The organism is Streptomyces lincolnensis (assembly GCF_021173675.1).
GTDB classification, from domain to species: domain Bacteria; phylum Actinomycetota; class Actinomycetes; order Streptomycetales; family Streptomycetaceae; genus Streptomyces; species Streptomyces lincolnensis_B.
The window spans coordinates 74,584-94,082 of the sequence record NZ_JAIHON010000002.1 but is presented as its reverse complement, the minus strand read 5'-3'; the positions used below and the strand labels follow the sequence as shown (position 1 = coordinate 94,082).

The 19,499-nt window shown below is 72.7% G+C and carries 17 protein-coding genes; 9 read left to right on the top strand and 8 right to left on the bottom strand.

Annotation, left to right across the window (positions count from 1 at the left end; genetic code table 11):
• Nucleotides 1-59 precede the first annotated feature (59 nt).
• Nucleotides 60-416: a hypothetical protein gene (locus K4B79_RS03995; protein WP_232024833.1), complete on the bottom strand. Its 357-nt coding sequence runs from the start codon at nt 414-416 to the stop codon at nt 60-62.
• Between the two features lie 164 nt (nt 417-580).
• Here K4B79_RS03995 and K4B79_RS03990 point away from each other — a divergent pair, with 164 nt between their 5' ends.
• Nucleotides 581-1,723, top strand: coding sequence for a phosphatidylinositol-specific phospholipase C1-like protein (locus tag K4B79_RS03990; protein WP_232024832.1), 1,143 nt, complete (start codon nt 581-583; stop codon nt 1,721-1,723).
• A 17-nt stretch (nt 1,724-1,740) separates the two neighbouring features.
• Here the strand turns inward: K4B79_RS03990 and K4B79_RS03985 are convergent, their stop codons facing one another.
• From K4B79_RS03985 to K4B79_RS03975, 3 genes are all read right to left on the bottom strand, one after another.
• Nucleotides 1,741-4,338 carry a YfhO family protein gene (locus K4B79_RS03985; protein WP_374208429.1) on the bottom strand — a complete coding sequence of 866 codons (2,598 nt, stop codon included), beginning with the start codon at nt 4,336-4,338 and terminating at the stop codon, nt 1,741-1,743.
• A 490-nt stretch (nt 4,339-4,828) separates the two neighbouring features.
• The gene (locus K4B79_RS03980; protein WP_232024831.1) at nt 4,829-5,206 is read right to left on the bottom strand and encodes a toxin Doc; all 378 of its coding nucleotides are present in this window, start codon (nt 5,204-5,206) and stop codon (nt 4,829-4,831) included.
• Nucleotides 5,206-5,445: a hypothetical protein gene (locus K4B79_RS03975; protein WP_232024830.1), complete on the bottom strand. Its 240-nt coding sequence runs from the start codon at nt 5,443-5,445 to the stop codon at nt 5,206-5,208. The genes K4B79_RS03980 and K4B79_RS03975 overlap by 1 nt, the downstream gene beginning before the upstream one ends.
• Before the next feature lie 149 nt (nt 5,446-5,594).
• Between K4B79_RS03975 and K4B79_RS03970 the strand changes: the two genes are divergently transcribed.
• Entirely contained in the window at nt 5,595-6,572 is a 978-nt protein-coding gene (locus tag K4B79_RS03970) for a peptidoglycan-binding domain-containing protein (RefSeq protein WP_232024829.1), read from the top strand.
• Nucleotides 6,573-6,620: 48 nt separating this feature from the next.
• Here the strand turns inward: K4B79_RS03970 and K4B79_RS03965 are convergent, their stop codons facing one another.
• Nucleotides 6,621-7,454: a helix-turn-helix domain-containing protein gene (locus K4B79_RS03965; RefSeq protein WP_232024828.1), complete on the bottom strand. Its 834-nt coding sequence runs from the start codon at nt 7,452-7,454 to the stop codon at nt 6,621-6,623.
• A 75-nt stretch (nt 7,455-7,529) separates the two neighbouring features.
• Here K4B79_RS03965 and K4B79_RS03960 point away from each other — a divergent pair, with 75 nt between their 5' ends.
• Nucleotides 7,530-7,949, top strand: a complete 420-nt coding sequence (locus tag K4B79_RS03960) for a nuclear transport factor 2 family protein (RefSeq protein WP_232024827.1) — start codon at nt 7,530-7,532, stop codon at nt 7,947-7,949.
• A gap of 11 nt (nt 7,950-7,960) precedes the next feature.
• On the opposite strand, the gene K4B79_RS03955 is transcribed toward K4B79_RS03960, so the two are convergent.
• Nucleotides 7,961-10,429 (bottom strand): tetratricopeptide repeat protein, encoded by a 2,469-nt coding sequence (locus K4B79_RS03955; protein WP_232024826.1) that lies wholly within the window; start codon nt 10,427-10,429, stop codon nt 7,961-7,963.
• A gap of 184 nt (nt 10,430-10,613) precedes the next feature.
• On the opposite strand from K4B79_RS03955, the gene K4B79_RS03950 reads away from it, so the two are divergent.
• Both K4B79_RS03950 and K4B79_RS03945 read left to right on the top strand, forming a co-directional pair.
• A complete protein-coding gene (locus K4B79_RS03950; protein WP_232025414.1) occupies nt 10,614-11,069 on the top strand; it encodes a carboxymuconolactone decarboxylase family protein in 456 nt (151 codons plus the stop codon).
• A 128-nt stretch (nt 11,070-11,197) separates the two neighbouring features.
• On the top strand, nt 11,198-11,671 hold the full coding sequence (locus K4B79_RS03945; RefSeq protein WP_232024825.1) for a nitroreductase family deazaflavin-dependent oxidoreductase: 474 nt from the start codon (nt 11,198-11,200) through the stop codon (nt 11,669-11,671).
• 13 nt (nt 11,672-11,684) lie between these two features.
• On the opposite strand, the gene K4B79_RS03940 is transcribed toward K4B79_RS03945, so the two are convergent.
• On the bottom strand, nt 11,685-12,671 hold the full coding sequence (locus K4B79_RS03940; protein WP_232025413.1) for a glycoside hydrolase family 43 protein: 987 nt from the start codon (nt 12,669-12,671) through the stop codon (nt 11,685-11,687).
• A 168-nt stretch (nt 12,672-12,839) separates the two neighbouring features.
• Between K4B79_RS03940 and K4B79_RS03935 the strand changes: the two genes are divergently transcribed.
• The 3 genes from K4B79_RS03935 to K4B79_RS03925 all read left to right on the top strand — a co-directional run bounded on the left by K4B79_RS03935 (nt 12,840) and on the right by K4B79_RS03925 (nt 17,775).
• Entirely contained in the window at nt 12,840-14,318 is a 1,479-nt protein-coding gene (locus tag K4B79_RS03935; protein WP_232024824.1) for a glutamate-cysteine ligase family protein, read from the top strand.
• Nucleotides 14,319-14,430: 112 nt separating this feature from the next.
• Nucleotides 14,431-15,315 (top strand): PfkB family carbohydrate kinase, encoded by an 885-nt coding sequence (locus K4B79_RS03930; RefSeq protein ID WP_232025412.1) that lies wholly within the window; start codon nt 14,431-14,433, stop codon nt 15,313-15,315.
• 117 nt (nt 15,316-15,432) lie between these two features.
• The gene (locus K4B79_RS03925; RefSeq protein ID WP_232024823.1) at nt 15,433-17,775 is read left to right on the top strand and encodes a glycosyl hydrolase family 95 catalytic domain-containing protein; all 2,343 of its coding nucleotides are present in this window, start codon (nt 15,433-15,435) and stop codon (nt 17,773-17,775) included.
• Between the two features lie 29 nt (nt 17,776-17,804).
• Here K4B79_RS03925 and K4B79_RS03920 read toward each other — a convergent pair whose 3' ends face one another.
• Complete coding sequence (locus K4B79_RS03920; protein ID WP_232024822.1) at nt 17,805-18,713, bottom strand: SDR family oxidoreductase; 909 nt, start codon at nt 18,711-18,713, stop codon at nt 17,805-17,807.
• 97 nt (nt 18,714-18,810) lie between these two features.
• On the opposite strand from K4B79_RS03920, the gene K4B79_RS03915 reads away from it, so the two are divergent.
• Complete coding sequence (locus K4B79_RS03915) at nt 18,811-19,386, top strand: TetR/AcrR family transcriptional regulator (RefSeq protein ID WP_232024821.1); 576 nt, start codon at nt 18,811-18,813, stop codon at nt 19,384-19,386.
• Nucleotides 19,387-19,499 lie beyond the last annotated feature (113 nt).

Sequence of the window (19,499 nt, the reverse complement as noted above, 5' to 3'; positions counted from 1 at the left end):
TGCACTGCCGCGCTTGACGTTCTTCAGATGTGACGGACCTTCAGGCAGAGACTCACCGGTCAGCGGCCGGGTCGCCTGAGGCGATCGGTCCAGCGGGCGAGCCTGCCGCGTGTGCGGCGTGGGCGGGGCTGGAGCGGTCCACGCCCGGCCCCGTTGAGGTTTCCGGCATCGCCGAGGCTCCGCGCCCACGGGCCGTCGGGCAAGAGGATCGGCGCCTTGCGTTCCGCCTGGGCGCGGATCTCGATGTGGGCTTCGTGGGACGTGACGCGGAACGCCTCCTCGTACGAGGCCAGGGCGGCGCTCATCGCCCCGCCCGCCAGGCCGCGGCGGCGAACGCGTACCGCGAGCCACGCGAAGAAGCCCAGGACCACGGCGAGGGCCCCGAGCAGGATCAGGAACGGTAGGAGCGCGTCCATGAACACGAGCCTACGTGGCCGCTCTTGGCCCTGCGGCGGCCGTCCTTCACGCCGACGCCCCGTCCGACGCCATCCGTCATCCGGGCGCCACCTTTCGGGCATGCTCCCGTCAATCCGACCCGGCAGGGTCGGCACCGCTCGCCGTCCGTCCGCCTGGAGGTGCTGTGCCCACGATCAGCCGAACCCACCGACGTACCGCGGCCGTTGTGTCGGTCCTGGCCGCGCTGGCGTCCACCGTCACCGCGGCGAGGGCCCAGAGCCCCGACACAACCCCGTTGCGGCTCAACCAGATCCGGATGATCGCCACCCACAACAGCTACCACCGCGAAGTGAGCTTCGCCGAGAAAGTGGCCCAGCGCACCACCGACGCCAACTTCTGGAACCTCGAGTACAGCCACGCCTCCCTGCCCGTGCAGTTCGAACGGCAGAAGGTCCGCAGCATCGAGCTCGACGTCTTCCCCGACCCCGAAGGCGGCCTCTACGGCAGGCCGTTGGTGCGCACCGCCGCCGGCCTCGGCCCGCTCACCGATCCCGACTACGCCGAGCCGGGCTTCAAGGTGCTCCACTGGGCCGACCACGACTACAACACCGGGTGTGTACGGCTCACCACCTGCCTGCGCCAGGTCAAGGCGTGGTCCGACGCCCACCCCGCGCACACGACCGTGCCCGTCCTGTTGGAGCTGAAGAGCACGGATCCCAAGATGGAGGCCCGCGGGGGAGCCAAGAGCCCCGCCTGGACGACACGGCTTCTCGACGCCCTCGACGCGGAGATCAGAAGCGTCTTCGGCGACCGTCGCACGGTCACCCCGGACGATCTGCGCCGGCCCGGCCTGACGCTGGAGCAGTCCGTCCTCACCCATGGCTGGCCCACCGTCGACCGCGTCCGCGGCCAGGTCATGTTCCTCATGGACAACCAGGATCCGGTCCTGCAGAGCGCCTACCGGGCCGGCGGCCGCGACAGCCTCCAGGGCCGGGTGCTGTTCACCAACTCCCGCCCCGGGCGCGCCGACGCGGCGTTCATCGGCTGGAACGATCCCACCGCGGACAACACCGCCGTGATCCAGGACCTGGTCCGGCGCGGCTACTACGTCCGCACGAGGTCCGACGTGCCGTTCACCGAGGCCTCCAGCGGCAGCACCGCCCGGCTGGACGCCGCCCTCGCCTCCGGTGCCCAGATCATCAGCACCGACTTCCCCGCACCCGGCCTCGCCGCCCGCTACGGCAGCGACTACACGGCGGAGCTGCCGAGCGGGGCGGCCGTGGAGTGCGACCCGGTGACGGCTCCGGCGCACTGCCGGGTGCGGTAGACGGGGGCTCCGGAGCGTCACGGCCGTCTCCGCCGGTGGAGTGCCGTGGCAGCGGCCCACAGGAGCAGGGCGAGCAGCGACGCCGCGCCGACGGTCGTGCCCAGTCGTAGGCCGGGAGGATGGAAGGTGCAGGTCAGGCTGGTCGACGAGCCGTCGAGGGGGACTGCGAGGAGGCCGTGGTGGTCCGAGGCGGGGACGGCGGCAGCGGTGCCCGTGGAGCAGCGCCAGCCGGCGATCCGCGGGGCCGCGACGACCGCGATGCCCTTGCTGCCGGACGGGAGCCGCGCCCGGAGGGTGCCGTCGGAGACGGTCACCTCGGTGGCGCCGGTGGCCTTCAGACGGTCGGCGGTCCTGCGCAGCCGGGCGGTGTCCAGGCAGCCGACGGCGCCGTCGGGGATCAGGCTCGGCCGGTTCGGGGACAGGTCGATCACGAGACGGCCGGTGGCCGGGACCGTGCCGAGGCGCTGCATGGCGGCGATCTTGGTGCTGGGGTCGGAGCGGAACCGCCCGGTGAGGCCGTCGGCGGCGGCCCCGCTCAGGCGTGCGGTGCCGGCGAAGTGCGGGGCCCAGAGGTAGACCTCGTCGCCGGGCGTGCAGCGCGCGGTGAGCGTCGGCTCGGGGGCGGTGCCGGTGGCGGGCGGGGCGTCGAGGCGCAGTCCCGGACGCTTTCCGTGCGCGCGGGCCGGCGGCTGTCCGGTGCCGGTGTCCAGGGTGAAGCGGGGCAGGGTGTAGACGCGGGTGCCCAGCAGCAGTTCCTGGTTGCGGTAGGGCGAAGGGCCGTAGGCGGAACCGCCGCCGGGTGGGTCGGCGGGCCGCACCGTGACCAGCGGCGGGACGTCCTGGCGGGTGACCGTCACGCCGGTGCCGTCCTGGGGGAACCAGTTCTGGTGTGGATCCGGCGGGGTGTGCACCCGGGCGCCGACGGAGAAGATCACGTCGGTGACGGCGTTGTCCAGGCTCTGAAGGCTCCGGCCTCCCGAGGTCCAGCCGCCTCCGAGCGCGGTGAGGGTGCTGCTGAGGACGTCGGAGGTGTGGCTGCTGTAGTACTGGGCGCCCTGGCCTCCCACCATCAGGGGGTCGTTGCCGACGGTCTGTTCGCGGCCGGGGTCGGTGCGGTAGCGGGGCCAGCCGTCGGCGTGCGCGATCGCCTCCGTCTGCTGATCCTGCCGGGGTCCCCAGGGGGCGTAGTCGTCCATGCCGCCGAGCCGCAGTCGGGCGGCCACGGCCGAGGTGGCGGTGGCCTCGCCGAGTTGGGCACCGATGAGCAGCACCGCAGCGCATCCGGTCAGGACGGCACCGCGGCGAACACCGGTCCGCCGGGGATCGGCCCCTCGGGCATCGGCGGTGCGGCCGAGCAGGAGCAGGCCGACGAGCGCCGCGGTGACGGCGACCAGCAGGATCGGCCAGACGAACGGGCGGATCAGGCCGCTGCGGCTCGCGACGGCCGCGATCAGCACGAGCAGTCCGGCGGCCGCGCCCAGCGCACGCCGGTCGGGCGGGCCGTAGGAGAGCGTGTGCCAGGCGGCGATCACCAGCAGCGCGCACAGGACGAAGGCCTGGCGGTAGGAGCTGCCCTGGGGCGTGGTGAAGGCGTGCCAGGCCAGGTGGGTGGGCTGCCACTGCATCGACAAGGTCACCGCGAGCACGAGCACCGGCCACGCGATGCGTACCTGCCGGGGCGCCGCGCGGTGGAAGGGCAGGGCGAGGGCGAGCAGGAGGGCCGTGGTGCCGACGAAGACGGCCGGCGATCCGAAGCTGTACGTCGCGGGCAGCAGCCGGGCCAGCAGGTCCTCCCCCGTCACCGGGGCGAACCAGGTGAACCGGCCGGGTGAGGCGTGCGTGGTGCCGAAGTAGACCACCGTCACCAGCGGCGCGGCCAGGCCGATTCCGAGGGCGAAGGTCGCGCCCGTCCGGCCCACCGCGGCGAGCGCCCGGCGGCGCGGCAGACCGGCGAGCAGCAGCCGGAGCAGCAGCACCGGACAGGCGGCGGCCGTGGCCATGTACGCGGTGTAGAAGTTGGCGATCCAGGCGAGGGCCACGACCAGTACGCCGAGGGTCCGGTGCCGGTCGTGCCGGGTCCACTCCCCCACCAGGCACAGCAGCGGCAGGGCGATCAGGCCGTCGAGCCACATCGGGTTGTAGGCGGCGTCGGCCACGCTCCAGCCGCACAGGGCGTAGGACGCGCCCAGCAGTCCCGCCGCCCACCAGCGGCCGGAGCGCAGGGTGAGCAGCAGCCAGGCCATGGCCGCGCCGGCGCACGCCGACTTCAGCAGGGTGATCACATAGACCGCGAGGTCGATCTCGTCCCGTGGGAACACCCCTACGAGCAGGGCGAACGGGCTGCTGAGGTAGGTGCCGAGGTCGGGCAGGAAGCCGGTGCCGAATCCGGACTGCCAGTTGACGAGGAGGCCCCCGTCGGCCCGACCGTGCAGCAGGTCCCACAGGTGGGCGTGGTACGGCAGGTACTGGTTGCCGAGGTCGTTGATGCTGCGGGTGCGCGGTCCGAAGGGGTAGGTGCGGGCGACGGCTCCGGCGGCGCAGAGCGCCGTGAGCGTGATGGCCGCCGCGAGGAGGGCGGCGGTCGGACGCGGGCCGGTCGGCCTCGACAGCCGCAGCCGCTTCTGTATACGCGCCCGGACCGACGACGGTTCGGCGGGCCGCGCCGCGCCGCTCCCGGGCAGGGCTTCGGCGTCGGGTGCCGCCGCGGTCGCCGGGGCGGAGCCGGCTCCGGATATCACGCGCGGCCTCCCGTGGCTGCGGGGCGAACCGTGCGGTGCGCATTTCCTCCTCGGCCGATTCGAACGACGCAAAGGTCGCGTGCAGGGTCGTACAAACCAGGCACGGAAAGCCCCCCGAGTATGTGGACGCATGCCGTCACGCCGGGGGTGGTCATCTCCCCGAACGGCATCGATTCGCCGATGTAGACGAGGAGTTGTTCCGAATGGTTGTGCCGGGGCGGAAAGAAGGGAGGTAATTCCGGATCACCGTGCGGGCATTACGGAACGGGGCCTCGCCGGGGAGGAATACGGTAGGTTTCCTCGCCCTTAATCGGATCTCAATCAGACCTGAATCGGATCTGAATCAAGGGGGTCGCGGATATGAACGCTAAAGCTTCCAGGCGCGCAGTTGGTCGGCCACGGCCTGGACGCCGACGCGGGTGTCGCGGATCTTGCGGACGAGGTCGGAGAGCGCCCCGTACGGAGGGTCGATGCCTTCGCCGGACTGGTCCATGTACTGGGCGGCGATGAACGCGGCGTACAGGCTGTTGCGGTGCGGCAGGGGTTCCAGGCGGACGATGGTGTGCATCAGGGCGGCCGCGCGCCAGGCCGCGTCCGGGTCGGCGGCCGCGAGCGTGGGAAGGCGGGTCCGGTGGCGGGCCACCGCGGCGACCAGGGCGGAGTAGTCCGAGACGGTGAGGTCGTCGTGCCCGAGCGCGGTCTCCTGGACGTCGAGCAGCCAGGAGACGTCGATGGTCAGGGGCATCAGGCGGCCGTGACTCCGTTGCCGGGCCGGCCGGGGGGCACCTCGTCGGGGAACGCCTGGTCGAACTCGTCGCGGAGCCGGTCGGCCCAGCCGCCGGCACCGGCGATGAACCGCTGACGCTGCATCTCGCGGACGCCGAGGTCGTGGAGGTACTGCTTGAGGCTCTTGCCCTCGGCGGCGGCGGCGGCCCGGACGCCCTCGAGTTCCTCGTCGGTGAAGGACACGTTCAGGGATGGCATACACGTGATGGTACCTAGTAGGTGCCCGCGCAGGTACCTGCTTGCCGCGCGCTGCCTCGCGGGGCCCGTCCGGGTCGGACCCACCCCTGGGAGATTGTGTGCGGAAGATCTGAATAAACTCTGGAGCCCGTACGGAGAGGGACCCCCGAGTGAGTGAACAGACCCCCCACGTCTGCCCGTTGTGCGGTGCGCCCCGAGCGGCCAACGGCACACCGTCCTGTGCCTGCGGCCGTCTCGCGTCCGACGCCCACCGCGAGGACCGTGCCGCGCAGGCGGCCGCCGCCGAGGACTTCGACCCGGTGCGCATCCGGCCCTTCGTCGCGGTCGAGGACGAAAGCGTCGAGGACGAGAGCGAGGACGACGCCGAGGCCGAGGCGGTCGACGGTGGCGGCGAGGCCGATCACGCGGCCCGCGAGCCCCATGTCGGCGCCCCGGCCGAGACCGACGACTCCCCCGGCATCGGGACACCCGACACGACGCTCCCGGTGACAACGGTGTCGCGTGGTCCCGACGCTCCGCCCGCCTCGGTTCCCTCCCCCACCGAGGGGAACCCGGCTCGTCACCGCGCCGCACTGCTCCTCGCGGGAGTCGCGGTCTCGCTCTTCGCGGTGGGCATCACCGCGGGCATCCTCCTCTACCAGAGCCCCGCCCGCGACACGGCCCTGCCCGAGGGGACGAGGGCGCCCGTGCCGGACCGCACCAGCTCCCCCACGGGCACGCCGGCCGCCGTGGAGCCGTCCGTCAGCCCCTCCTCGGCCGGGCCGTCCGCCACGCCGTCCACGTCCGCCGGGCCGACCTCGACGAGTACGGCCACGCCCTCCGCCTCGGCCGCCCCACCCGAGGGCAGCACGTCTCCCACCCCGACCGCCACGACGGCCGGCCCCAGCGGCTCGGCCCGACCGGCCCCGGTCCTCGGCCTCGGCGACACCGGTCCGGAGGTCACCGAACTGCAGCTCCGGCTGAGCCAGGTCGGTCTCTACGGTGGCGCGTCCGACGGGGTCTACGACCGCCAGGTGGAGAACTCGGTCCGCAGCTACCAGCTCACCCGGCTCGTCGGCGGGGACCAGCCGGGCGTGTACGGAGCGGCGACGCGGGCGTCGCTGGAAGCGGAGACCGACGAGCCCTGACGAGGGGCCGGCCGTTCGCGTGCGCGTCGGGCCCCGCCGCCTACGCCGTCAGTCCCACGCCATGGCGTCCACCGCCAGCCACTGGCCCCCGGCGACCGTCGCCGGCGTCGCTCCCGTGAACGCGAGAACGTCCCGGTGCAGGTGGGACTGGTCGACGTAGCCGCTGTCCGCCGCGACCCGGGCCGGGCTCTCGCCCGTCGCGAGGCGGTGGGCGGCGTGATCGAAGCGGACCAACTTCGCGGCGCGCTTGGGCGGAAGGCCGATCTGTGAGCGGAAGCGGCTCCACAGGCGTGTGCGGCTCCAGCCGAGTTCGGCCGCCAACTCCTCGATCCTGACCCGGCCTCGGCCGGCCGTGATCCGGTGCCAGGCCCAGGCCACCTGGCGGTCCACCGGCGGCCCGGACTCGGCCCGGCGGGTGAGCAGTGCCTCCGCCAGCGCGAACCGGTCCTGCCAGGACGTGGTTTCACCGAGCCGCTGTCGCAGGCGTGCCGCGTCCCGGCCCCACAGGTCCTCCAGCCCGACCACGGTGTGGTCCAGCTCGGCGGGCGAGGCGTCCAGCACGGTGTGCGCGACCACCGGTGACAGGCGCACCTGCACACACTCGACGCTCTCACCCCGCACGCGCAGCGAGCCGTGCAGGAACCCGGCGACGAGGTCCCCCCGCTGCCTGTGCCCATTGGCGGTGTCCACGACGAGCGGGCCGGCACCGAACTCCAGCACCACGGTGACGGCCGGATGCGGAACCACGCGTACGTCGACCCGGCCCGCGGTGCTCGCGGCGCGGAACCCCGCCATGCTGACGCCCGCCAACCGGCTCGGCCCCGGCGGTCTCACGACGTCCCACGCGGCCGCGGTTCCGCGCTCGTGCACGGTGGATCGCATCGTCCCAGGATAGGACGGGATCGACCGGAACATTCGTCCAAGACGGTGACGCGTGGCGGCGGTGACAGTGAGGTCATGCATCACACCGTCATCCAGGACGCCTTCCAGGCGCTCGCCGCACACGACCCCGCCCGGATCTCCGCGGTCCTCACCGAGGACGCCGAATGGCTCTCGCCGCCCGGCAACGCCACCGCCGTGGCGCTGGGGGCGACCCCTCACATGGTGGGCAGGAACGCGATCGTGCGTTTCTTCGCCAAGGACCTGCCCCGCCTGTTCGCCCGCGATCTCTCCGCCGCCTTCCACCACCTCCACACCGACGGCGACCGGGTGGTCGTGGAGGCGACCGTGACGGCGACGCTCGCCGACGGCCGCCCCTACGCCAACGACTACTGCTTCGTCTTCGAACTGCGGGAGGGGCTGATCCACCGCGTCCGCGAGTACGTGGACACCGCCCGCGGGCATCGCCTGGTCTTCGGCGACGCGCCGCGGGGGTGACTTGCCTGCCGTCAGCTGTCCGGCAGGACGGCCCGGCCCGCGGCCCGGTGGTCGGCGGCCGCGGCCGGGTCCGTTCCGTCGAGCACGGCGGCGATGCCCTCGTGGGCGAGCGCCTCCTCGTGCCGGTTGGCCAGCCGGCGGGCGAGTCGCAGGGCCTCGCGATGCAGGTGCAGGGCCTGGTCGGGCAGGCCCGCCAGGCGGCAGGTCTCGCCGTAGCCGTTGAGGAAGTGGATCTTCCAGTGTTCCTCGAAGAGTTCGTCGAGCAGGGCGAAGGCCTCTCGGTGGGCGGCCAGTGCCTCCTCGTGACGGCTCATCTGCCGCAGTGCGACGCCCCGGCAGTTGAGGCACCACGCCTCGTTGTGCCGGTGCCCGTCCTCGCGGGCCAGGGCGAGGGCCTGGTCCAGGTGTCGCAGGGCCTCGTCGGGGTCCTCGTGGGCGACGGCCACGCCGAGGGTGATCCGGGCCGTGAGGGTGGGCGGCCACGCGGGGTCGGCGTGCGGGGCCTCCAGTACCGTACGAGCCAGCCGTGCCGCCTCCTCGCGGTGTCCCAGTTGCAGCATCGCCCACGCCTCGTAGGCGGTGGCGTGGGCGGTTCCCATCGGGCGGTCGGCGTCCGCGTACAACTTGCCCGCGAGACGGAAGAGTTCGAGCGGCTCCTCGACGTGCCCCTGGTCCCAGGCCAGGTAGCCGCGGCGCAGCGTCAGCTCGGCCTCGGCGAGGGTGTCTCCCGCGCCGGTGAGCAGCGTGGCCGCCGTCTCGTACGCGGCGTCGGCATCCGCCAGGCGGCCCGCGTTGTACCGGGCGAAGCCCAGGTCGCTGTGGGCCTCGGCCAGTTGGAGCGGATCGTCCAGGCGCTGCGCGGCGGCCAGTGAGCGCTCGAACAGGGCGTTGAGCATGGTCGTTCCGCAGCGCCGCGCGAAGTACGCCCGCATGAACCGCGGCAGTTCGCACACGTGGGTGTCGGCCCCGGCCGCGTCCGCCGCTTCGAAGGCGGCGAGCAGGTTGGTGTACTCGGTGCCGAACCAGATCAGGGCCGCGATCTTGTCGGTGAACCGCGGCAGTGCGGGCGGGAGTTGGCCGACGCGGGACGCGCGGCTGACGGACAGGAACGGCATCGCGGTGTCGGCGGCGGCCGCCGCGTGGACGTAGTAGTCGAGCACCCGGCGCAGCGCCCGGTCCCGGTCGGCCGGCGGGTCCTGTTCCAGGGTGGCGCGGCGGGCGTGCTGGTGGACCAGGTCGTGCAGGCGGTAGCGGCCGGCCGACGGCTGCTGGACGAGGTGCGCGTCGAGGAGGTCCTCCAGCATCGCCCGTGCGTCGCGCAGCGGCACGTCCGCCAGGGCCGCCGCCACGTACGCGTCGAAGGTCGCCCCGGGCAGCAGGCCGAGCAGGCGGAACAGACGTCTTCGGGGCCGGTCCAGCTGTCGTACGGACATGTCGAAGACGGTGTCGAACTCGCTCGCGCCCTCCGCCATCCGTTCGACGAGGATGCCCACGGTCCAGCCGGGCCGGTGGCGCAGCCGGGCGGCGGCCAGACGCAGGGCCAGCGGCAGGCGTCCGCACAGGCGCAGCACCTCGGCGGTGGCCTCCGGATCGCGGGCGAGGCGCCCCTCGGGACCGTCGGGGTCGCCGCTGGCGCGGGCCAGCAGCTGGGCGCTCTCCCGCTCGGTCAGTACGTCGAGCGACACCGGTGGCACGTCGTCCAGGCCGAGCAGGCGGTTGCGGCTGGTGATCAGGGCGACGGACGATCCGGCACCGGGCAGCAGGGGGCGGACCTGGTCGGCGTCGGCGGCGTTGTCGAGGACCAGGACGGCTCGTCGGCCTGCCAGTTCCGCGCGCCAGCAGGCGGCGAGTCGCTCGACGCCGCCGTCCTGCGGGACCTTCTCGGAGGGGACGTCCAGGGCGGCGAGCAAGGTGCGCAGCGCGCTGTCGTGGTCGAGCGGGCGGCGTCCCTCGGTGAATCCGCGCAGGTCCAGGTAGAGCTGGGCGTCGGGGTGGTCGGCGGCGAGCCGGTGGGCGGCGTGCACGGCCAGGCAGGTCTTGCCGACGCCGGCCATGCCGTCCACGGCGACCACGCGGCCGGCGGCCACCGCGGCGAGCACGGCGGCGAGTTGTGCCTCGCGTCCGGTGAAGTCGGGGACGTCGCGCGGGAGATCGTTGCGGGGCGGGCGCGGGGCGCCGGCGGGCGGGGACGGGGGCGGGACCTGGCGGCTGGTTCTCGGGGGCGCCGGCAGGGGGTGGGAGGCGTGTTCCCACAGGGGGCGCAGCGGGCGCGGGTCGCGTGTGACGAGGCGGCACAGGGCGATCACGGCGGGCCAGGGCGGCACCGTCCGGCCGCTGAGGTAGCGCGACAGCGACGAGGAGCTGAGACCGGCGTCCCGCGCGAGGGCCCGGACGCCGAGCCCGGACAGCTCCTGGAGCAGGCGCAGCCGGGCGGCCAGTTCGTCCTGCGGGTCCGTCGTCCTCGCCTCTTGCTGTGCCATCCCTGTTCCCCCGCCTTGACCTGTCCCACGCCGGCACGAACTGTCCGGGGCGGGTCGTCGCTGTTCAGAGCCGTTTCGGCTGTCCCACGGTGTCCCACGGCCGTCGCCGTGGCAAGCCCTCGCGGCTGTCATGGAGTCACGCCCCCGAGGTCGGGGGCACCGACCGGAGGAGAGAGTCCCGATGATGCAGTCCCGTATGCAGAGCCCCGCAGTCGTCCTGTCCGGTGCGATGCAGCCCATCCAGGAGATCATCAAGGCCGTGCAGTCCGGTGGCGTCGAGGGGCAGACGCTGGAGCTGGTGCATCTGCGGATCAGCCAGATCAACGGATGCAGCGCCTGCGTCGACGGGGGCGCCAAGTCCGCCCGCAAGGCCGGGATGAGCGACGAGCGGCTGGCCACGGTCGCCGCCTGGCGGGAGGCCCCGTACTTCACCGAGGAGGAGCGGGCGGCGCTCGAACTGGCCGAGGCCGCGACGCGGCTGGCCGACCGTCCCGACGCGGTGGGCGACGAGGTCTGGGACACGGCCGCCACCTACTTCGACGAGAAGCAGCTCGCGGCGATCGTCCTGATGATCGGCGTCACCAACATGTTCAACCGGCTCAACGCCACGACCCGGCAGATCGCCGGCGCGTGGGGATGAGGGGTGCCGGTCCCGGGCGGTGTGCGCGGACGCGCCGCCCGGGGCCGGGACTTCTCGCCCGCCGTGAGGGCGCGCGGTCAGGAACCCGGCGCACCACGCCGGTGACGCATCGACAACCGGAGGCAGTCATGACACACAACCAGCGGACGGACGACGGGACGAGGCGCGAGAACGGCTCGCCGTCGGCCTTCTCGCGGTGGATGCAGCACCGCATGAACGCCCGGACGAACCGCAGGATCCGAGGCGGCCGTGGGACGTTCATGGGCATGGAGGTGCTGATCCTGCACACGGTGGGCCGCCGGAGCGGGCAGGCCCGGCAGACGCCGGTGGCGTGGTTCGCCGACGGCGAGGACGCCTGGCTGGTGGTCGCGTCGGGCGGTACGACCCGGCACCCGGACTGGCACCTCAATCTCCTCGCGTGTCCCGACCGTGCCTCGGTCGAACTGCCCGGCCGCCCGGCCGTCCCGGTGACGCCGCGGGTGCTGGACGGCGCCGAGCGCGAGCGGGCCTGGCGGCGGATCGTCGCCGCCCAGCCCCGCTACGAGAAGTACCAGCGCAAGACCGACCGGGAGTACCCGGTGGTCCGGCTCACCCCGCGGTGACCCCCGTGCCGGGTCAGCCGCCGCCGTCGAGGTCGGTGCACTGACGCAGCACCCGCAGCTCGTCGCCGTCGAGCCGCATCTCGTAGAGCTTGCCCCGGGCGTTGTCGAACGGGCGGTGCAGGATCATCATCAGACGGCCGTCGAACGCGGAGAACAGCATGCCGTGGCCGCTGTCGTCACGGACCAGCGGACGGCGCTGCCGCCACGGTCCCGTGAGGTCCCCGGAGTCCGAGACGGCGTAGGTCTGCACATAGCCGCCGCCGAGCGTGCCGTCGGTGCCGGGCACGTTCTTCTCGTACGTCGACCACAGCATGAGCAGGGACCCGTCGGGAGCGCGGTGCAGTTGCGGTCCGTCGGTGACGTAGGGCGGGAGCTGGTGCGGCAGCCCGCCGGGGATCTGCTCGCCGAGCCAGGGCGCGTCCGAGGCCTTGAACAGGTGGACGGGTGTTCCGACGGTGCCCGAGAGGTCCGGAGTCAGGCGGACGGCCTCCATGGTGCCGTCGATGGTCTGGAGCCACTCGTGCGCGTAGACCATCCAGGGCTGTCCGGCCCGGTCGACGTGAAGTGTGCCGTCGAGGGTCATGAGGTTCTCGGGCGGGGTGGGGCGGGTGGGGTCGAGGACGGTGAAGGGACCCAGCAGGGAGTCGGCCACGGCGATGACGGTGCCGCGCATGTGGGTGCGGAGCTGGAACGGGGTGCCGTAGGGGCCGGCCGGGGGCACGGCGAGCGGCCTGTCCTCGTTGTGGAGGGTCGTGAACAGGTAGTACCTGCCGTTCCAGGCGTGCACCTCCGGCGCCCATCCGCCGTCGGTGGCCCACAGTCCCTCCTGTCCGGCGGCGCGGAAGACCACGACGGGACGGGTCCACTCGCGCAGGTCGTGGCTGCGGTAGACCATCGTGCCGGTGCCGGGCACGCCCGACACCGTGGGGTCGTTGGACGTGTAGAGGTGGTAGTTGCGGTTCCCGGTGTCGGCGACCACGAAGGGATCGTGCAACGGCATGTCGGGCAGCCGCAGGAGGTCGGTGTCAGCCACGGTCGGAGCATACGGTGACGCCGTGGCGGGCTTGCTGGGGGCCGGTGTTCGTTACCTCGTCCCGCCTGGTCAGGGGCGAGAGATGGTGCGAGGCTGAAACGAGAGCCGTCCGAGGAGGAGAACCCGGGAGGGCCGATGGGTCGCGACGTCCCGGCGATGGTGTTCACCCGCGAGGACCGCCGCCGCTACCGGATCAAGATCCACCAGTGTCTGGAGGCGCTCGCGCAGATGCTGCGCGAGGCACGCTTCGAGTCCGAGCGTCCGCAGGTCGGGCTGGAGATCGAGCTGAATCTGGTCGACGGCGCGGCGGAGCCGGCGATGCGCAACAGCGATGTGCTGGAGGCGATCGCGGATCCGGCGTGGGCCACCGAGCTGGGCCGGTTCAACCTGGAGATCAACATTCCGCCGCGCCGGCTGACCGCCGGCGGCCCCGGCTCCTGGGAGACGGAGATCCGGGAGGCGCTCAACCACGCCGACGAGCGCGCCCGGTCGGTCGACGCCCGGCTGATCATGACGGGGATCCTGCCGACGCTCCGTCAGACGGACGTCGGGGAGGCGGCGCTGTCGGAGAATCCGCGCTACCGGCTGCTCAACGACCAGGTCTTCGCCGCCCGCGGCGAGGATCTGCACATCGAGGTGGACGGCGTCGACCGGCTGCGGACCTACGCGGACACGATCACGCCGGAGGCCGCCTGCACCAGCACCCAGTTCCATCTCCAGGTCTCCCCCGAGGAGTTCGCCGACTACTGGAACGCGGCGCAGGCCATCGCCGGGGTCCAGGTGGCGCTGGCGGCCAACTCGCCGTTCCTGTTCGGCAAGGAACTGTGGCACGAGACCCGCATCCCGCTGTTCGAGCAGGCCACCGACACCCGGCCGCAGGAGATCAAGGTGCAGGGGGTGCGGCCCCGGGTGTGGTTCGGGGAGCGGTGGATCACCAGCGTCTTCGACCTCTTCGAGGAGAACCTGCGCTACTTCCCGGCGCTGCTGCCCCTGTGCGACGCGGAGGATCCCGTCGAGACGCTGGACCGCGGGGACGTTCCGGAGCTGTCCGAGCTCACCCTGCACAACGGCACCGTCTACCGCTGGAACCGCCCGGTCTACGCCGTCGCCCACGACAAGCCGCACCTCCGGGTGGAGAACCGCGTCCTGCCCGCCGGTCCGACCGTCGCCGACACCCTCGCCAACGGCGCCTTCTACTACGGTCTCACCCGGGCCCTGGTGGAGGAGGAACGCCCGGTCTGGTCACGGATGTCGTTCCAGGCCGCGGAGGACAACCTGCACGCCGCGGCCCGGCACGGCATCGAGGCACGGCTGTACTGGCCCGGCATGGGTGAGGTACCGGTGCCCGAACTCGTCCTGCGGCGGCTGCTGCCGCTGGCGCACCGCGGGCTGGAGCTGTCCGGCATGGACGCGACCTGGCGCGAGCCGCTGCTCGGCGTCATCGAGCAGCGGTGCGTCACGGGCCGCAACGGGGCCGTCTGGCAGAAGGAGATGTTCCACCGCATCCACGACGCCACACACTGCGGCCGTCACGAGGCGCTGCGGCGGATGACGCAGCTGTACATCGACTACATGCATCTCAACGTTCCCGCTCACACGTGGCCGGTCGACTGATGCGACGGCGGACGCGGCGGTGCCGGATACTGCGGAGCCGGACGCCGCGGGGGCGAACGCGGCCGTGCCGGACGCCGCGGAGCCGGACGCGGCCGGGTCTGCGGCGGTGTCCGTGAGCTGTCGTCCCGCGGGCCTGTTCGTCGGTCTGAGCACCCTCGACGTCATCCAGCTCGTGGACCATGTGCCGGACGGCAACGAGAAACTGACAGCTCGTGATCAGGTGGTGGCCGCGGGCGGTCCGGCGGCGAACGCGGCCGTGGCCTTCGCCCACCTGGGCGGCCGCGCCACGCTGCTCACCGCGATCGGCTCCCATCCGCTGGGTGTCACGGTCACGGCCGACCTGGAGCGGCTGGGCGTGAGAGTGGTGGATCTGGCGGCGGACTCGGTCGATCCGCCTCCCGTGTCCTCCGTTCTCGTGACCGCGTCGAGCGGGGACCGTGCCGTCGCCTCGACCAACGCCACCGGGTACCGGCTCTCCGCGCCCGCGCATCTCGGCGACCTGGTCGCCGACTGTGACGTGGTCGAACTCGACGGCCACCACATGGAGTTGGCGGTGGCCGCCGCTCACGCCGCGCGGACCGCCGGACGCCTCACCGTGCTCGACGGGGGCAGTTGGAAGGACGGCACGGAGAAACTGCTGCCGTCGGTCGACGTGGCCGTCTGCTCGGAGGACTTCCGTCCGCCCGGCACGAGGACCCCGGTGGACACCCTGCGGTTCCTTCGGGAGCACGGTGTCGTCCGGTCGGCGGTGAGCCGGGGGGAGCGGCCCCTCGTCTGGGCCGGCCCCGAGGGCGGCGGCACGGTGGACGTGCCCGCCGTCCGGGTGGCGGACACGCTGGGCGCGGGGGACGTCCTGCACGGGGCGCTCTGCCATCACCTCGCGCTCCGGGGCGAGGTGACCTCGGCCTCGTTCGCGGAGGCCCTGCGGGGAGCGGCCGTGGTGGCGTCGCGGGCGTGCGCGTCGTTCGGCACCCGGGCGTGGATGCGGTACGGCTGACGCCATCACCCCCTCCACACATCGGATCTATCCCGTTCCATTGACGCGCACTAACCCCATCTCTATGTTGCATGCCGGGATAGCTCCGATGATTCGCCGAGCCCGCCTGGAGGCCGCGTGTCCTCTCCGTCCAGACGTACCGTCCTCGCCACCGGATCCGCCCTGGGCGGCACCCTCCTGACCGAGGGCCTGACTCCGGGCCTGGCCCCGGCCGCTCCCGCACAGGCGGCCGCGGCCGACCGCGCGGACGACACCGCGCGGACCGCCGACCCCTGGCGGACCGTCCTCGACGACGCCGACCTGGTCTGGCAGCGGATGCCGACGACCTGGTACGAGGGCCCCTTCCTGGGCAACGGCTTCCTCGGTTCCGGGATCTACGCCGAGCCGGGCGCCGCGTCGACGGCCGTGCGCTTCAACGTCCAGCACTCCGAAGTGCAGGACCACCGCCCGGAGTTCGGCTCACTCTTCGGCCTGGCCCGGCTGCCGATCGGGCACTTCACGCTGGAGCCGGTGGGCGCGATCACCGGGCTCGACTGGCGACTGTCCCTCCAAGACGCCGAGTTGACCGGCACGCTGACCACCGAGAAGGGCACGCTGGCCCTGCGCGCCCTGGTCCACAACGACCGCTCCGTCCTCGCCGTGGAGGTGACGGCGAGCGCGGGCGAGCGCGACTTCCGGTGGGTGTTCCACCCGGCGGAGGCGATCAGTCCGCGGGCCGCGTTCAAGCCCCTGCCGGACGGCTACGAGGGCAACCCGCCCGCCCGGGTCGCCCACCACGACGGTGTCAGTGCCGCCGTACAGCCGCTGCTGGCGGGCGGACAGCACGTCACCGCCTGGCAGGAACGGGGCAGTGGGCGGACACGGACGCTGTACGTGCACGTCGCGCACTCGCACCCGAGGGCCACGGCACTCGGCCGGGCCCTCAAGGCGGTCCGGGCCGCCGCCCGACTGCCGTACCCGGCCCTCACGGTCGATCACCGCGCCTGGTGGCACGCCTTCTACCGCAAGAGCTTCCTGTCCCTGCCCGACGCCCGTATCCAGCGCTTCTACTGGATCCAGCTGTACAAGACCGCCTCCGCCGCCCGCCGGGACGCCCCGGTGATGGCGACGAACGGTCCCTGGCTGGAACCCACGCCGTGGCCCAACACCTGGTGGAACCTGAACGCGCAGTTGGAGTACTGGCTCATCCACGGCTCCAACCACCTCGAACTCGACGCGGTCACACGGGCGTTGAGCGAGTTCCGGGACAACCTCACCCAGGAGACGCCGGCGCCGTACCGCTCCGACTCCCTCGGCATCCCCCGCACCACCGACGCCCGGCTGGTCAACGGCGCGGCCAGTGCCCTCATGGGCTACGGCGTCGGCATCCCCGGCCAGGACCCGCCCACCCCCGAAGTCGGCAATCTGACCTGGGCGTTGCACAACGTCTGGCTCACCTACCGCCACACGATGGACGAGTCGGTCCTCCGCGACGTCCTCCATCCCCTCCTCCGCAGAGCGATCACCTACTACCTCCATTTCCTCGAACCCGGCCCGGACGGCAAGCTGCACCTGCCCGCCACCTTCTCCCCCGAGTACGGCGGCAACTCGCGCGACTGCAACTACGACCTGATGCTGCTGACCTGGGGCTGCCGCACCCTCCTGGAATCCGCCGACCTCCTGGGCGTCGACGCTCCGTTGGTGCCCCGCTGGCGCGAGGTGCTGGCGAAGCGGGTGCCGTATCCGACGGACGCGAACGGGTTCATGATCGGCGCGGACATCCCCTTCGCGAAGTCGCACCGCCACTACTCCCACCTGCTCGCGGTGTACCCGCTGTACGAGGTGACGGGCCGCACGCCCGACGAACGTGCCCTGATCGAGCGGTCGTTGGCGCACTGGGTGGGTTTCGAGGGCGCCCTCCAGGGCTACACGTTCACGGGTGCCGCCTCGATGTCGGCGCTGTTGGGCAAGGGGGAGGACGCGCTGCGGTATCTCGGTGAGCTGATGAGCCGCTTCGTCCGGCCCAACACCATGTACCAGGAGTCGGGGCCGGTCATCGAGACGCCTCTGTCGGCGGCCCAGTCACTGCACGACATGGTGTGCCAGTCCTGGGGCGGCGTCATCCGGGTGTTTCCCGCGCTGCCCGCCGCCTGGAAGGACCTGGTCGTGCACGACTTCCGCACGCAGGGCGCCTTCCTGCTCGGCGCGCGCCGCCAGGACGGCACCACGCGCTGGGTGCGGCTGGTCAGCGAGGCCGGGGCTCCCTGTGCGGTACGGCATGGGATCGCGGGGCCGGTCGACGTACGGGACGCTCGCGGTCGTCCGCTGCGGTACTCCGACGACGGCGACGGCACGATCCGGGTCGCCCTGCGCAGGGGTGAGTCGGTTCTCATCACCGCCGAGGGTGATCGACCGGACCTGACGGTCGCACCGGTACGCCCGAATCAGGACGCGCCGCGGTGGGGGCTGCCGGGCGCCTGACGGGCGCTGAGCGCCGCGTCCGCTCACGCTCACCTGCCGAAGTAGTGACCCTTGTCGAGGTCTTCGAGGAGGCCGGGACGGCTCGGCCACCAGCCGAGCAGGTCGCGGGTCAGGGCACTCGACGCGGGGATGTCGAGTCCGAGGAAGTCGCCCAGCCAGCCGAAGTGTTCGGCCGCGTCCTCGGGGGCCACGGCCACCACCGGCACATCGAGGTGACGGCCGATCACCTCGGCCACGTCACGCAGGGCGATGCCTTCCTCCGCGACACCGTGCAGCACCGATCCCGCGGGGGCCTTCTCGACCGTCAGGCGGAACAGCCGTGCGGCGTCGAGCCGGTGGACGGCCGGCCAGCGGTTGGCGCCGTCGCCCAGGTATCCGGAGACGCCCTTGGCGCGGGCTATGGCCACGAGTGTCGCCATGAACCCGTGGTCGCCCTCGCCGTGGCAGGTCGCGGACAGCCGGACCACGGATGAGCGCACACCGCGCGCGGCGAGGTCCAGTACGGACCTGGCGGTCACGGCGCGGATGGTTGTCGGCGAGTCGTTGGTGGTCGGCATGTCCCGTTCGGTCGACACCCGGCCCTGGTCGAGGCCCGCGAAGCCGGACGCGAGGACGAAGGGGCGGTCGGTACCGGCCAGGGCGTCGCCGAGGGTGTCGGCGGCACGGCGGTCGGCCTCGGCGGCGCCCCGGAAATCGCCGCTGAAGGCGATGTCGTGCTTGAAGGCGAGGTGGACGACTCCGTCCGACGCGGCGGCGGTGGTGCCGAGGACGTCGAGGTCGTCGACGGTGCCGCGCACCACCTCCGCCCCGGCGGCGGTGAGGGCGGCGGCGGAGGCGTCGGAGCGGGCGAGACCCACGACCTCGTGGCCCGCGTCGAGGAGTTCGGGAACGAGGGCGGAACCGATCCAGCCGGATGCCCCGGTCACGAAGATGCGCATGGGAGAGCTCCAAACCTGTCGATGTCAGTGACTGACATCGACGCTAACACCCAGGAGACTCTGATGTCAGCCCCTGTCATCACGTAGGATCTGCCGCATGGGCAGATGGGAGCCGAACGCGCGCGAACGGCTGGCGGCGGCGGCGCTGGAGCTCTACAGCGAACGCGGCTACGAGCAGACGACGGTGGCGGAGATCGCCAGGCGGGCCGGCCTGACCGAGCGGACCTTCTTCCGGCACTACGCCGACAAGCGGGAGGTGCTGTTCGACGGCTCCCACGCGCTGCAGAACCTGATCGTGGACGCGGTCGCCGCGGCTCCAAAGTCCGCGGCGCCCATCGACGCGGTGGCGGCGGGGCTCGACGCGGCCTCCGCGATGTTCGCCGACCGCCGGGAGTTCGCCCGGCGGCGCCAGGCCGTCGTCCTGACGAACGCGGAACTCCACGAGCGCGAGCTGATCAAACTCGCCTCCCTCTCGGCCGCGCTCGCGGCGGCGCTGCACCGGCGCGGGATCGCCGAGTCGACCGCGAGCCTGACCGCCGAGGCGGGGATCGCCGTGTTCAAGGTGGGGTTCGAGCGCTGGGTCACGGCGGCCGAGGAGCGGCCGATGGCGCAGGTGATGCGGGAGTCGCTGGCGGACCTCAAGGCGGTGACGACGGGCGGGGACGCCGGGTGACCCCGATGAGCGACTCCTCGATCCCGCGCCCACGTGTCCTGTGCGGCGTTTCCCTGTCTGACGTTGTCCTGTGGGCCGTTGTCCCGTGCGGCGTCGAAGTCGGCGCGGTCGCG